The organism is Streptomyces fulvoviolaceus, from assembly GCF_000718165.1.
In the GTDB taxonomy this organism is placed as follows: Bacteria; Actinomycetota; Actinomycetes; order Streptomycetales; family Streptomycetaceae; genus Streptomyces; species Streptomyces fulvoviolaceus.
In genome coordinates this window covers 1-13,199 of the sequence record NZ_JOEY01000029.1, presented here as the reverse complement: position 1 = coordinate 13,199, position 13,199 = coordinate 1, and the positions used below count along the sequence as shown (strand labels likewise).

14 protein-coding genes and 1 pseudogene are annotated in these 13,199 nt (G+C 68.7%); 8 read left to right on the top strand and 7 right to left on the bottom strand.

Annotated features, from left to right (window positions below; genetic code table 11):
* Window positions 1-177 precede the first annotated feature (177 nt).
* Window positions 178-1,734 (top strand): YibE/F family protein, encoded by a 1,557-nt coding sequence (locus IG08_RS0129515; RefSeq protein ID WP_030609015.1) that lies wholly within the window; start codon window positions 178-180, stop codon window positions 1,732-1,734.
* 104 nt (window positions 1,735-1,838) lie between these two features.
* On the opposite strand, the gene IG08_RS0129510 is transcribed toward IG08_RS0129515, so the two are convergent.
* The 4 genes from IG08_RS0129510 to IG08_RS0129495 all read right to left on the bottom strand — a co-directional run bounded on the left by IG08_RS0129510 (window position 1,839) and on the right by IG08_RS0129495 (window position 4,199).
* Window positions 1,839-2,276, bottom strand: coding sequence for an SsgA family sporulation/cell division regulator (locus IG08_RS0129510; RefSeq protein WP_030609012.1), 438 nt, complete (start codon window positions 2,274-2,276; stop codon window positions 1,839-1,841).
* A gap of 99 nt (window positions 2,277-2,375) precedes the next feature.
* Window positions 2,376-3,113, bottom strand: a complete 738-nt coding sequence (locus tag IG08_RS0129505) for an IclR family transcriptional regulator (RefSeq protein WP_261723453.1) — start codon at window positions 3,111-3,113, stop codon at window positions 2,376-2,378.
* A 403-nt stretch (window positions 3,114-3,516) separates the two neighbouring features.
* Window positions 3,517-3,729 (bottom strand): DUF5326 family protein, encoded by a 213-nt coding sequence (locus IG08_RS0129500; RefSeq protein WP_030609006.1) that lies wholly within the window; start codon window positions 3,727-3,729, stop codon window positions 3,517-3,519.
* Between the two features lie 152 nt (window positions 3,730-3,881).
* Entirely contained in the window at window positions 3,882-4,199 is a 318-nt protein-coding gene (locus tag IG08_RS0129495) for a cupin domain-containing protein (protein WP_030042261.1), read from the bottom strand.
* A 58-nt stretch (window positions 4,200-4,257) separates the two neighbouring features.
* Between IG08_RS0129495 and IG08_RS0129490 the strand changes: the two genes are divergently transcribed.
* From IG08_RS0129490 to IG08_RS0129470, 5 genes are all read left to right on the top strand, one after another.
* Window positions 4,258-4,635 (top strand): phage holin family protein, encoded by a 378-nt coding sequence (locus IG08_RS0129490; RefSeq protein ID WP_030609000.1) that lies wholly within the window; start codon window positions 4,258-4,260, stop codon window positions 4,633-4,635.
* 7 nt (window positions 4,636-4,642) lie between these two features.
* A complete protein-coding gene (locus IG08_RS0129485) occupies window positions 4,643-5,134 on the top strand; it encodes a low molecular weight protein-tyrosine-phosphatase (RefSeq protein WP_030608996.1) in 492 nt (163 codons plus the stop codon).
* A complete protein-coding gene (locus IG08_RS0129480) occupies window positions 5,131-6,270 on the top strand; it encodes a cystathionine gamma-lyase (RefSeq protein WP_030608993.1) in 1,140 nt (379 codons plus the stop codon). Before IG08_RS0129485 ends, IG08_RS0129480 begins: the two co-directional genes overlap by 4 nt.
* A 239-nt stretch (window positions 6,271-6,509) precedes the next feature.
* Window positions 6,510-7,439, top strand: a complete 930-nt coding sequence (locus IG08_RS0129475; RefSeq protein ID WP_030608991.1) for a LysR family transcriptional regulator — start codon at window positions 6,510-6,512, stop codon at window positions 7,437-7,439.
* Window positions 7,440-7,527: 88 nt separating this feature from the next.
* Window positions 7,528-8,010 carry an NUDIX domain-containing protein gene (locus tag IG08_RS0129470; RefSeq protein WP_030608988.1) on the top strand — a complete coding sequence of 161 codons (483 nt, stop codon included), beginning with the start codon at window positions 7,528-7,530 and terminating at the stop codon, window positions 8,008-8,010.
* 2 nt (window positions 8,011-8,012) lie between these two features.
* Here IG08_RS0129470 and IG08_RS0129465 read toward each other — a convergent pair whose 3' ends face one another.
* Together IG08_RS0129465 and IG08_RS0129460 are read right to left on the bottom strand one after the other, a co-directional pair.
* Window positions 8,013-9,587, bottom strand: coding sequence for a globin domain-containing protein (locus IG08_RS0129465; RefSeq protein ID WP_078655797.1), 1,575 nt, complete (start codon window positions 9,585-9,587; stop codon window positions 8,013-8,015).
* A gap of 403 nt (window positions 9,588-9,990) precedes the next feature.
* Window positions 9,991-10,623, bottom strand: coding sequence for an HAD family hydrolase (locus IG08_RS0129460; protein ID WP_030608982.1), 633 nt, complete (start codon window positions 10,621-10,623; stop codon window positions 9,991-9,993).
* Window positions 10,624-10,816: 193 nt separating this feature from the next.
* Between IG08_RS0129460 and IG08_RS0129455 the strand changes: the two genes are divergently transcribed.
* Window positions 10,817-11,683, top strand: coding sequence for a GNAT family N-acetyltransferase (locus IG08_RS0129455; protein ID WP_030608979.1), 867 nt, complete (start codon window positions 10,817-10,819; stop codon window positions 11,681-11,683).
* A gap of 84 nt (window positions 11,684-11,767) precedes the next feature.
* Here IG08_RS0129455 and IG08_RS0129450 read toward each other — a convergent pair whose 3' ends face one another.
* Entirely contained in the window at window positions 11,768-12,976 is a 1,209-nt protein-coding gene (locus tag IG08_RS0129450) for an MFS transporter (protein ID WP_030608977.1), read from the bottom strand.
* Window positions 12,977-13,120: 144 nt separating this feature from the next.
* On the opposite strand from IG08_RS0129450, the pseudogene IG08_RS61585 reads away from it, so the two are divergent.
* A pseudogene (locus IG08_RS61585) lies at window positions 13,121-13,199 on the top strand (MarR family transcriptional regulator); the annotation flags it as partial.

Below are 13,199 nucleotides of genomic sequence, written 5' to 3'. Positions count from 1 at the left end.
TCGTGGGGAACGTCACTCGCTTCGGATGACGTTCCACGTGAAACATCGCTGGGACGGAGGTCAGCGCCCTCTCAGCCCGGTGCTCCGAGCTCCCGCGTGTACAAAGGTGCCCCCACGCTAGCGTCAATTCGGGCGCGGTGAACAGAGGGCCCTTGCCGTTCTTGCGATGATCGGGCGGTGACCACGACGCATCAGCCCCCGTACCCACCGCCCGAGCCGCCACGTCGGCCGGGCCCCGGAAGCGGCCCCGGAAACGGCAATGGCCGTGGAGACGGCCCGGGTTCCGGTGACGGGCACGGCCATGGTCCTGGATCCGGCGACGGGCACGGGCACGGGCACGACAGTCCTGGATCGGGTGGCGACGGACACGGTCACGGTCCGGGAGGCGGGCACGGTCCCGGGTCCGGCGGCGGGCACGGGCACAGTCACAGCCACGGACCGGCGGCCCCCGTCTCCAAGCACCTGCGCAAGGTCATCGCCGCGATCCTCATCCCGTTCGGCGTGGCGGTGGTGGTCGGGCTGGTCGTGCTGTGGCCCGGTGGCGCACCTCCGCACGAGCGCACGGGCGTCGGCTTCGATCGGCAGACCCAGCAGGCCACGGTCACCAAGGTCGTGAGCCTGAGCTGCAAGTCGGTGAACGCCTCGGGGGAGACCCCGACCGGCGACACCTCCACCGCCGAGGGCTCCTCCGCGGAGCAGCAGGCGAACGGCACCTGCAAGAAGGCGACGATCCGCGTCGACACCGGCGACGACAAGGGCCGTACCTTCACGGAGATCGTCCAGCCGGACCAGTCACGGCAGTTGCACGAGGGCGAGAAGGTCGTGGTCGCGTACGAGCCTTCCGCGCCCAAGGACCTGCAGTACTCGGTCACCGACGTGAACCGCAGGCTCCCGATGGCGCTGCTCGCCGGCATCTTCGCGCTCGTCGTCGTAGTGGTGGGCCGGATGCGCGGTGTCATGGCGCTGGTCGCTCTGGCCGTCAGCTTCCTGATCCTGACCTTCTTCATCCTGCCGGCGATCCTGCAGGGCTCGAACCCGCTGGTCGTGGCGGTGATCGGGGCGAGCGCCATCATGCTGATCGCCCTGTACATGTGCCACGGACTGTCGGCCCGTACGTCCGTGGCGGTGCTCGGCACCCTGCTCTCGCTGCTGCTGATCGGCGTTCTGGGGTCGGGGTTCATCGGCTGGGCCGCGCTCACCGGCAACACGGACGACAACACCGGCCTGATCCACGGCCTGTATCCGTCGATCGACATGAGCGGTCTGCTGCTCGCCGGCGTCATCATCGGTTCGCTCGGTGTCCTCGACGACGTGACGGTCACCCAGACGTCGGCGGTGTGGGAGCTGCACGAGGCGAATCCGACGATGGGCTGGCGCGGGCTGTACCGGGCCGGCATCCGTATCGGCCGCGACCACATCGCGTCCGTCGTCAACACGCTCGTCCTCGCCTACGCGGGCGCCGCGCTGCCACTGCTGCTGCTCTTCTCGATCGCACAGAGCAGCGTGGGGACGGTCGCCAACAGCGAACTCGTCGCGGAGGAGATCGTGCGCACGCTGGTGGGCTCGATCGGTCTGGTCGCCTCGGTTCCGGTCACCACGCTGCTCGCCGCCCTGGTGGTCGCGGCCGACCGTCCGGGGCCGGAGACGGCCGCTGCGCCGGCGATGGCGGGCGGTCGGCCGGCTCCGGCGGCCCCCGCGCGCGGAGGCGGCAGGGGGCGGCGGCGCAAGCGCTGACCTGAGGGGCCGCCACGAGCGGGCCCCGGGCTCGCGCAGAAGCGTTACTGCGCGCACCCCCGCGCCGTGCTGAAGCGTTCCGGCACCTTCATCGCCGTAGCCCTTCAGCCCGCGCTCTGTTCCTCCGCCAGGATGCGGTCCAGCGCCTCGTCGAGGTGGGCGTCGAAGTCGGCGAGCGCCCCCTCCTGACCCAGCGGCACCAGCTTGTCGGTGCGGTCGAGGAACGCGATGAGCGGTGCCGTCGACGAGCGGAACAGCGCCTGGTCGCTGCCGACCTGAAGCCTGATCAGCACCTCGCCCAGCGAGTCGGGCTCGGCGGGCGCGACCCGTACGTCCCCCTCCCCACACGGCCGCCCCACGCCGTCGATCAGCAGCTCGCGGCCGAAGGCCCAGGTCACCGGGGCATCACCCGGCAAATGGAAAGTCAGCCGCACGGCATAGGGATCGCAGGCCTCATAACGCAGCTCCACGGGGATGCGGAAGGAGAGCTCCTCGGACACGAGAAAGCTCATCATGACCTCTGCCTGTACGGACTCACGCATCGCCTACCCCGTCATCTGCCTTCGACTGGCCGGGAATGATCCCTCTGACACTGGTGGCATCTTGCTGAACGTACACAGCAGATCACAAGGAGTGAGTTTTCAGATACTGATAGAGATCGCCAGCGACCCCAGCAGGCGTCCGATTTCTCCTTGCAGCTGCTGGGTGGCCGCTGGCAGCCGATCGGCCTGATGAGCAGGCAGGGAGATGGCAATCGTCGCCGCGTTGTTACCCAACGTAATCGGAATCGCCGCGCAGACCGTCCCCAGCGCGTACTCCTGACGCTCGATCACCGGGTCCATACGCCGCGTCCGTTCGAGGCGCCGCAGCAGGCTGTGGTTGTCGCGCACCGTGTACGGAGTGATGGACTGCACGGGGTAGCGGTCGAGGTGGTCGCGCCGGGCGTCCTCGCCCAACTGCGCCAGCAGGCACTGCCCGATGGCGTGCGCGTGTCCGGTCTCCCGGAAGTCGGCCCACTCCTCGACCGCCGGATTGCCCGGGGTGTCGGAGACGCAGACGGTCTCGATCTCGCCGTCGCGGTACAACGCGTAGTAAATGGGTACGCCGATCGCGTCGCGCCATTGAGCGAGCGCGTCGACGACCGTGCTGCGACGTTTCTGCTGGGCTCCACTGCTGCTCAGCCGCTCGGCCGCCTCGCCGAGGAAGAACAGCCCTTTGTCGCGCCGTAGATAGCCCTCGTGCACGAGGGTGCGCAGCAGGTGGTACGCCGTGGGGAGCGCCAGCCCCGTCTCGCGGGCCAGTTGTTTGGCGGGGGCTCCGTGTTCGTGCCCGGCGACGGATTCCAGCAGGCGCATCGCGCGCTGGACGGACCCGATCAGGGTCGCGGAGTGGGCCTGTTCGGGCTGCTCGGGGGGAGGTGCCGCGCGCCGTTGCGCAGAGGACGGCCTCTGCGCGGGAGACGCCGGCTGTTGTACCGGAGAGGGCACCTGTGCGGGAGATGTCGTCTGCACGGGTACGTGGAACTCTGTGAGTGCGGTGTCAACCGTGGCCAAGGGTCACTCCCGGAGCGCGAGGGGGCAGCCCGTGCGGGGGAACACGGGAGGGGGTGTACTCCGCTCGCGGGGTCGTCCCCGCGTCGATTCCGGACTTTAACGGTCCGCCACCGCACGCATACGGCCTGTTCGGGAAACTTCCCTCGCCCGAGGGAACCGGTGATTCCTGTTACCGATCACCGGTGGCCCTGCGGCGCCCTCCACCGGTCGCCTCGCTCGCCCCGGCCGCTCACCAGTCGCTGCGCGACGAGGAGCTCGACATGAACTTCCGTACGACGTAGATCAGTCCACCGACCAGTGCCACGAAGATCAGCGCCTTGAAGAGCAGACCGATGACGAAGCCGACGACAGTGGCTATCAGGCCGCCGAACACGACCAGGGCGATGACCGGCACCGCGACCCACTTCACCCACCAGGGCAGTCCCGCCAGAATCTCTTGCATCGTCCTCGTCCTCACCTCTCTGCGGCCCGGCACTCTGGCGCCGGATCTTCTGATGTCCTGCACTCGATGCTAGGGCGGGAGAGGGCCCGACGGGGGCCTCGCATCCCTTGTCCTCCCCTGACTGATCCCCTAGGGAACCCCGAGACCGCAGGTCAGCTCTCCGGTGGAGAGAACACCACCATGACCCTCAGGTCCTCGCTGATGTGGTGGAACTTGTGGGCGACTCCGGCCGGTACGTACACCACACTGCCGCGTGCCACCTGGGTGGTCTCCATGCCCACGGTGATCGCTGCGCGGCCGCTCACGACGAAGTACACCTCGTCCTGGCTGTGCGGCTGCTGGGGGTCACGTTCGCCCGCGTCGAGCGCGTACAGGCCGACCGACATGTTCCGCTCCCGCAGGAACTGCAGGTAGGCGCCGTCGTTGGCGGCGCGCTCCGCCTCCAGTTCATCCAACCGGAATGCCTTCATCGACTTCTTCCGCCCTCGTCCGTGCCCGTAACCGATCTCTTCTGCCACGATCAGACACATGAAGAATTTCGTAGTCAAGACGATCGCCAACGCGGGCGCCCTGGCGGTCGCCGTATGGCTGCTCGACAAGATCACCCTGACCGGTGACAGCACGGGCAAGAAGATCTGGACCCTGCTCCTCGTCGCCCTGGTCTTCGGTCTGGTGAACTTCCTGGTCAAGCCCATCGTGAAGCTGCTCACCTTCCCGCTGTTCATCCTGACGCTCGGCCTGATCACCCTGGTGGTCAACGCCCTGATGCTGCTGCTCACCTCGTGGCTGGCCGACTCGTTCGACCTGAGCTTCCACGTCGAGGGCTTCTGGACCGCGGTCGTCGGCGGCCTGATCATCTCGATCGTGTCCTGGGCGCTCAACGTCGTCCTGCCCGATGGGGACTGAGCAGGCCATGACCTACCGCGTCTGCTTCGTCTGCACCGGCAACATCTGTCGTTCCCCGATGGCCGAGTCCGTCTTCCGCGCCCGCGTGGCGGAAGCCGGGCTCGACGGCCTGATCGAGGTCGACAGCGCCGGCACGGGCGGCTGGCACGAGGGCGACGGTGCCGACCCGCGCACCGTCGCCGTCCTCGAGGAACACGGCTACGCCGGCGAGCACACGGCCCGGCAGTTCCAGGCCTCGTGGTTCTCCCGCCTCGACCTGGTCATCGCCCTCGACACCGGCCACCTCAAGGCGCTTCGCCGCCTCGCGCCCACACGGGAGGACACGGAGAAGGTACGGCTCCTGCGTTCCTACGAGCCCGCAGCAGGCGACGACCTCGACGTCCCGGACCCGTACTACGGGGGCACGGACGGCTTCGAGGAGTGCCTTGAGATGGTGGAGGCGGCGAGCGAGGGTCTGCTCGCCGAGGTGCGCCAACAGGTGGAGGGACGAGTGGCATGAGCGATTCGACTGCAGGTACCGGAGACGGCACGCGCGCGGTGCGGGCCGGACTGCCCGAGCCGGTCAAGAACGAACCGACGCTGCCCGGTCCGACGTTCGCCGCCCACTTCCATCTGCCGGGCGAACCGAACGGCCCGTACACCTACGGCCGTGACGAGAACCCCACCTGGACGCTCCTGGAGCGTGCCATCGGCGAGTTGGAGGCGCCCGGCCAGGAGGGCGTCGAGACGCTGACGTTCGCCTCGGGCATGGCGGCCATCTCCTCGGTGCTCTTCTCACAGCTGCGCGCCGGGGACACAGTCGTCCTGCCCGTCGACGGCTATCAGGTGCTGCCCCTGGTGCGCGCCCAGTTGGAGGCGTACGGCATCGAGGTACGAGTTGCGCCGACCGGCGGAGACGCCCAGCTGGAGGTGCTGGAAGGCGCGAAGCTGCTGTGGATCGAGACCCCGTCGAACCCCGGGCTCGACGTGTGCGACATCCGGCGGCTCGTCGAGGCGGCACACACGCGTGGGGCCCTGGTCGCCGTCGACAACACGCTCGCCACGCCGCTCGGGCAGCGCCCGCTGGAGCTCGGTGCGGACTTCTCCGTGGCCAGCGGCACCAAGCAGCTCACAGGGCACGGTGACGTCCTCCTGGGGTACGTCAGCGGCCGCGAGGGCGAGGCCATGACCGCCGTACGGCGTTGGCGGAAGGTCGTCGGGGCGATTCCGGGGCCGATGGAGGCCTGGCTCGCGCACCGTTCGATCGCCACGCTCCAACTGCGCGTCGACCGGCAGAACGCGACCGCGCTCGTGCTCGCCGAGGCATTGCGGGAGCGGCCCGAGGTGACCGGGCTGCGCTACCCGGGGCTTCCCGAGGACCCTGCGCACAAGATCGCCTCACAGCAGATGCGGCGCTACGGCTGCGTGGTGTCCTTCACGCTGCCCACGCACGCGCGTGCCGACCGTTTCCTCGACGCGCTGCGGCTCGTGGACGACGCGACCAGCTTCGGCGGGGTGCGTTCCACGGCCGAACGGCGTGGGCGCTGGGGCGGAGACGCGGTGCCGGAAGGATTCATCCGCTTCTCGGTCGGCGCCGAGGATGCCGAGGACCTGGTGGCCGATGTGCTGCGAGCGCTGGACGAGTCGGCGGGCTGACGGCTTCAGAGGCTGCTCTACGGACGCCCGGTGGGTGTCCGGCTACGTACAACGGACGGTCCGAGCCTCCCCCCTCGTGGCTCGGACCGTCCCGGTTCTGCGCGCGAAGAACCGCGCGAACAAGGCTAGTTGACTCTGTGTCAGTGTCCAATCACAGTAGCGACAGAGACCTATCGACATATTTATAGTTGGGCCCTGCCTCGGGCCGGGACACGGGCAGGGAAGGGGAGGGCGCCGCCATGGATCTGGCCTTGCTGCGCACCTTTGTGACGGTGCACCGGGCCGGCTCCTTCACCCGCGCCGCCGCGCTGCTCGGACTGTCGCAGCCGGCCGTGACCTCGCAGATCCGCACGCTGGAGCGGCAGTTGGGCCGCCCCCTGTTCCTGCGACAGGCCCGCGGAGTGACCCCCACGACCATCGGCGACGAACTCGCCCACAAGGCGGCGCCGCATCTCGACGCCCTGGTGGAGATCACCGAGACTGGCCTCGACGACGAGTCCTCACTCAGGACACTGCACCTCGCCGGGCCCCCTGAGTTCACTGCCGAGCGGGCGTTGCCCGCACTCACGGAGCTGACCGGCGAGGACGGCCAGGGCTTCGCCCTGCGGGCCTCCTTCGGAAATGCCGAGGAGGCCCTGGAGGGACTGGCGGCCGGGCATCACGATCTGGCCATCAGTACGGCCCGTCCGCGGGGCGCCCTGCTCACGGCGACTGCGCTCTGCGACGAAGAGCACGTCCTGGTCGCCGCTCCGCGCTGGGCCGAACAGATCGGCTCCGGGGAGCTCCGCCGCAACCCGGACACCGATTCCGCGATCAAGCGAGCGCCGGCACTCGAGAGCATCCCCGTGGTCGAGGTGCACGAGTCGTTGCCCTTCGTCTCTCGCTACTGGGCTTCCGTCTTCGACTCCCGCCCGGCAGCCCCGGGCACCATTGTCGTCCCCGACCTGCGCGCGGTCCTCGCCTGCGCGACCGCGGGCGCCGGGCTCGCGGTACTGCCCCGCTATCTGTGCACAGCCGCCCTGGAGCGCGGGGACGTCGTGGCGCTGCACGAGCCCCCGGTGCCGCCGCTGCGGACGTACTTCCTGGTGGTCCGCACCGGCACGCTGGCCATGCCGCACATCGCACGGGCTCACGAATGGCTGCTGCGGGCGGCCTCCGACTGGTGTTGAGCTGGGGTTTTCCGCTGATCACGTGACGAACTCGACCGGTGACGATGCGCGATGTTTCACGTGGAACCATCCGGGCCACATTCCTCCCATGACCGTCCGACCCGTCGTCAAGCGCACCGCCCGTGCCGTTCTGCTGGACGGTGACGACCTGATCCTGATCAAGCGCACCAAGCCCGGCATGGATCCCTACTGGCTCACTCCCGGTGGCGGGGTCGAGCCGGATGACACGACCGTCATCGACGCCCTGCATCGCGAGGTGTACGAGGAACTCGGCGCCAAGATCACCGATGTGGTGCCCTGCTTCGTGGACACCGTCGAGCACATCGGCGAGGACGCCCACTCGACCGGCGTGAAGGTGCAGCACTTTTTCGTCTGCCACCTGGAGTCCATGGACACGTCGCTGCGGCACGGCCCCGAAATGGACGAGCCCATCGGGGAGTACGAGATCGTCCGGGTGCCGTTCACCCGGGTCGGGATCGCCTCCGTCCATCTCGTACCGCTGTCACTGCGGCACTATTTGGACGGCAACATCGAGGGCGTACGCGCCATGCACGCTCCGGACCTGGGCTGAGGTCAGCTCCCGGTGGTGACGAGCTCTTCCACCGAGTCGTGGCGTATGCGCTCCGACGGGATGCCGATGTCCCTCAGGGCGTCCACACCGCTGCGAATCATTCCGGGCGGGCCCGAGAGGTAGGCGTCGTACTCGTTCCAGGGCCCGTACTCGCGTATGGCATCCGGAAGATGGAGATGGGCCTGCCTGTCGACGACGGCTCGGACCGACAGCCACGGGTGAGACTGCTGCAGCCTGAGCATGGTGTCGATGTCGTACAGGTCGTGGTCGGTGCGGGCCCCGTAGAACACCTCGACCGGCCGGCGTTCGCCGTGTTCGGCGACGTCCTCGACCAGCGCCTTGATGGGCGCTATCCCGGTGCCGCCGCCCAGGCACAGCAGGCCGCTGTCGGTGGTGTGGTCCACGGTCATCGAACCGGCCGGCGGGCCGAGCCTGATGATGTCTCCGGGCCGGGCGCGGTGCACCAGGGCGTTGGAGACCCAGCCCGCGGGGACGGCCCTCACGTGGAACGACAACAAGCCGTCCGAGCGGGGCGCCGAGGCGAAGGAGTAGTGCCGCCATATGCGCGGCCACCAGGGCGTCTCCAGGCTCGTGTACTGCCCGGCGAGGAAGGGATAGGGCTGGTCGGGCCGGACGGTGACGACGGCGATGTCCGAGGTTCTCAGGTCGTGCGACACGACCTCCGCGTACCACCAGGCGGGGGCGCGCAGTTCGTCCGTGGCGGCCGCGTCGATCATCACCTGGGAGATCGTCGTGTACGTCCGGACCCAAGCCGCTTCCGTTTCCGCGTCCCAGATGCCCTCGGCGTACTTGCTCAGCGCGCCGATGAGGCACTCGCCGACCGCCGGATAGTGCTCCGCCCTGGTGCCGTACTTGCGGTGGCCCCGGCCGAGGTTCTGCAGGTAGGCGACGAGCACCTCGGTGTTGTCGATGTGCTCGGCCGCGGTGAGCAGCGCCTTGAGCAGGCGGTCCCGCTGGGTGTCCATGGCCGCGGGGAACAGCGACCGCAGATCGGGGTGGCGTACGAAGAGCAGCGCGTAGAAGTACGACGTGACCTTGTCGGCCACGGGGGCGACCTCGGCCATGGTCCGTCGGACGATGACGGCGTCCGGGGAGGCGCCCTGGTCCCCCGGAGCCGCGGTCTGGGCCTGCGGGGGCAGGTTCTCGGGCGGGGCGGAGCGCTGGACGGGGACGCGCTGATCGGCCGGCGGTGCTGGGGCGGAGGGCTGCGGTGGGGCCTGAGGCTGCAGCTGGGAGGGGGGCTGGTGTGTCGGTATCGGCGGCGTCGGCATGGTGGCCGGGGGCCTTCCCTCGTGGTCGGCCTTCGCGTCGGAGGGGGCGGTGTCCTTCGTCGGCGAGTCCGGTTCCGTGCTCGCCGGGTCCGTTTCGGTGCCCGGTGTGGCCCTGCCCACCGGGCGCATCGCGGCCAGGCGGTTTCCCTCCGCAGTCTCCTGCTCGGCGCCCGGGGTCGTCGGCGGCTGCTGGCGCGGGGTGAACCAGCCGCCCCCGCCGCCGGAAGTGCCGTTGTCGGCCGACATGGTGGTCGGAGCGTCCATGGTGTGCCTCGCCTCGAACATCTTTCGGTCGGTCTGCGCACTTCCTTGGTCGGAAGGTGCCTGCTTTCCCCCGCAGACGGCTTGCTTTCCCCGTTCGGCGTCACGGCCAATGCGGCCACATTCAACCCGTATTCCGACTCCGTACGGACAAGTAAGGCGAGAGTGTGACATTGGCCGCAGCACTCTCACCGCAGCGTCCCACTGCGCGCGGATGTCCCGGCCCCATAACCGGAAATGCGGGTCTTCGATCTCTCCGTCCCGTTAGGCTGCATTGCCTTGCCCTCGGTCCGCACAGGATGTGAACATCTCACCCCGGACACGAACCGGAGTCGACCCTACCGGTCAGCGCTCCGCACACAAGTCCCCCCTCCTCCTCCACGATTTGATCGAGGATTGATCCAGGGGCAACCGCCAATTGCTTCAATTACCGGGCGTGGCAGGCCAATTCATAGGCTTCCCATAGATCTTTGCCCGTGTAGGAGTGGGTCGCGATATCGGACAGATGGTGGTCCGCATTGACCGCGACGGAGATCGGCACCGCCCCGAACAAGTCCCTGTCCGACGACGAGTCGCCGTAGGCAATGCACTCGGCCCGCGTCACGCCGAACTCCCCGCACAGCCGGTCGGCGATCACGACCTTGGCCGCGGCGCTGAGGACGCCGGTCGGGTCCACGGGCTCGGTGAAGGGCACGGCAGGAAATCGCGACCCGTGCGCGGCATGCGCTCCCCAGCCGATGAGCCTCTCCACGAAGAAGGAGGGAGAGAGCGACACGACGGCGCAGTAGTCACCCTGTCGCCTGATCTCCGCCCAGACCTCACGGATACGAGCCAGCCACGGGGCACCCTCGAAGGCCGCGACAACATGAGCTTCGGTGAGCTCCACCCAGAGCGCGTGCGCCCGCCTCGCGTACTCGGGCGGGTCTATCAGTCCTGCTCCGACCGCATGGTCGAGGGCCACCGCCTCGGCCTCCAGTCCTAGCTGCCGGGATATCTCCACAGGTGCGCTGGTCCCGTGCAGCAAAGTGCCGTCGAGGTCAAAGAGATGAAGTCTCGCCATGTCCCTGAGGCTAGTGGGATGTGACAGTGGCTCATTGGTCGGCCACCGGACAGTGGCCATTCGCCGGTGTTTCACGTGAAACATCCTGCACCTGTCGCCGCGCTGTGCGGTTGGCCACGACATGGCCAAAAGCTTGCACGTGCCTCGGGAAACAGGTGGACGCCGAGGGCACCCGTCGGACAGCCTGACCTGCGTGTCGACACCTTCCCTCGCCGCTCTCCCCATCCGCCGTCTGACGCTCCGCGATCTCGCCGCCTGCGCCGACTTGTCCGAGGACCGGGGGTGGCCACGCGAGGAGCACAAGTGGGGCTTCCTCCTCGCAGCCGGGAAGGGCTACGGCATCGACGACCCTGCCGGTGGTCTCGTCAGCGCCTGTGTGATCACCGAGTACGGCCCGCACGACCGCCCCGATCTGGCAGCGATCGGGATGATGCTGGTCGCCGAACGCCATCAGCGCCAGGGCATCGGGCGTCGGCTCATGCGGCACATCGTCGCCACGATGGACACCACACCACTGACGCTGCACGCGACGCCCTACGGCCGCCCGCTCTACGAGGAACTCGGCTTCAAAGTCACCGGCCAGGCCGAGATGCTGTACGGGCACTTCACACCCGGTGGACCGAAGCCGACGATCGGCACGCGCGCGGCGACCGCCGAGGATCTCACCGCGATCCTCCGACTCGACGGGGAGGCGCTCGGCTCCGACCGCACACACATCATCACGCGGCTGCCCGCCTTCGCCGACCAGTTGCGCGTCGCCGAGGAGAACGGCCGGATCATCGGGTACGCGGCCGCCTGGCCCAACATGCACACCCATGTCGTAGGCCCGCTGATCGCCCGCGACACGGAGACGGCGCAGGCGCTCATCACCTCGCTCGCCGCCCACACCGACCGCCCGCTGCGCACCGACATCGACGTACGGCACGAAGAGCTGCTGGCGTGGACGAAGGACCGCGGTCTGGAATCCGTCGCTCTCAACGCGGTCATGTCGTACGGCATCTCCGAGCTGCCCGGGGACTGGAGCCGGCGGTTCGCTCCGCTGACGGTGGCGGCAGTCTGAGCTGCTCCGGTACGACGACGCCGGTTCCCGAAGGTCTCGGGAACCGGCGCGCTTCTGTCGGGCTCTGTGGTGGACAGCCAAGGCTCAGTGCTGGGCAACCGCCTGCTGCTCGGCGGGCACGCCCCCGGCGACAACAGCACTGGGTGCACCATCGCGGCGCTCCAGAGCGGCGGAGAGGACGGCGAGGAGCAGAGCCGCCGCGGCCAGGGCGGCACCGACCCAGTTGGGAGCGGTATAGCCGAAGCCGGCCGAGATGACGAGGCCACCGAGCCAGGCCGAGAGGGCGTTGCCGAGGTTGAAGGCACCTATGTTCACGGCCGAGGCGAGCGTGGGGGCGGCGTGTGCCTGGTCGAGGACCCGCTTCTGCAGCGGCGGTACCGTGGCGAAGCCCAGAGCACCGATGAGCGCGATCGTGACGCCCGCCAGGGCCTTGTTGTGCGCGGTGAGCGTGAAGAGCGCGAGCACAACGGCCAGGGCGCCCAGAGAGACGTAGAGCAGGGGCATCAGGGCGCGGTCGGCGTACTTGCCGCCGACGAGGTTGCCGCCGACCATCCCCAGGCCGAAGAGGACCAGCAGCCAGGTCACGGAGCCGTCGGCGAACCCGGCGACATGGGTCATCATCGGCGCGATGTAGGTGATGGCCGCGAAGACGCCGCCGAAGCCGAGGACGGTCATCGCCATCGCGAGCAGAACCTGGGTGTTCTTGAAGGCGGCCAGTTCGTGGCGCAGACGCACGCCCTTCGGCCTGGGCATCTCGGGGACGAGCTTGGCGATGCCGGCCAGGCCCATGACGCCGAGGGCCGCGACAATCGCGAAGGTGACGCGCCAGCCGACGGACTGCCCGACGAGCGTGCCCAGCGGGACGCCGACGACATTGGCGACCGTCAGACCCGTGAACATCATCGCGATGGCGCCGGCCTTCTTGTCCGGGGCGACCAGATCGGCCGCTACGACCGAGCCGATCCCGAAGAAGGCCCCATGGGCTAGGGAGGCGACCACCCTGCCGACGAGCATGACGGCGAAGGTAGGGGCGAGGGCGGAGAGCAGGTTGCCGACGATGAACAACCCCATGAGCAGCATCAGCATCCGCTTGCGAGAAATCCTGGTGCCGAGCGCGGTCATCAGCGGGGCCCCGAACATCACGCCGAGTGCGTAGCCGGTCACCAGGAAGCCGGCGGTGGGGATGGAGACCCCGAAGCCATCGGCGACCTCGGGCAGCAAGCCCATGATCACGAACTCGGTCGTTCCGATTCCGAAAGCCCCGATCGCGAGGGCCAGAAGCGCGAGCGGCATAGAGGGGACACCTTTCCAGACGATTGCAGGAGCGTGTTGCACACGAAGACAATAATTGCAGACGCGTTATATTTGCAAGCGATGGGTATCCCGACCCGTTGCTAACCCGGTGACAGACACTCCTGGACGGAGGAAGCAGGCCCCATGACCGCCACAGACCCCGCACTCACCGCGCTCGCCCAGGGCTGGTGCGCGCTCTCCCTGCTGCACGGCAGGATCGAGG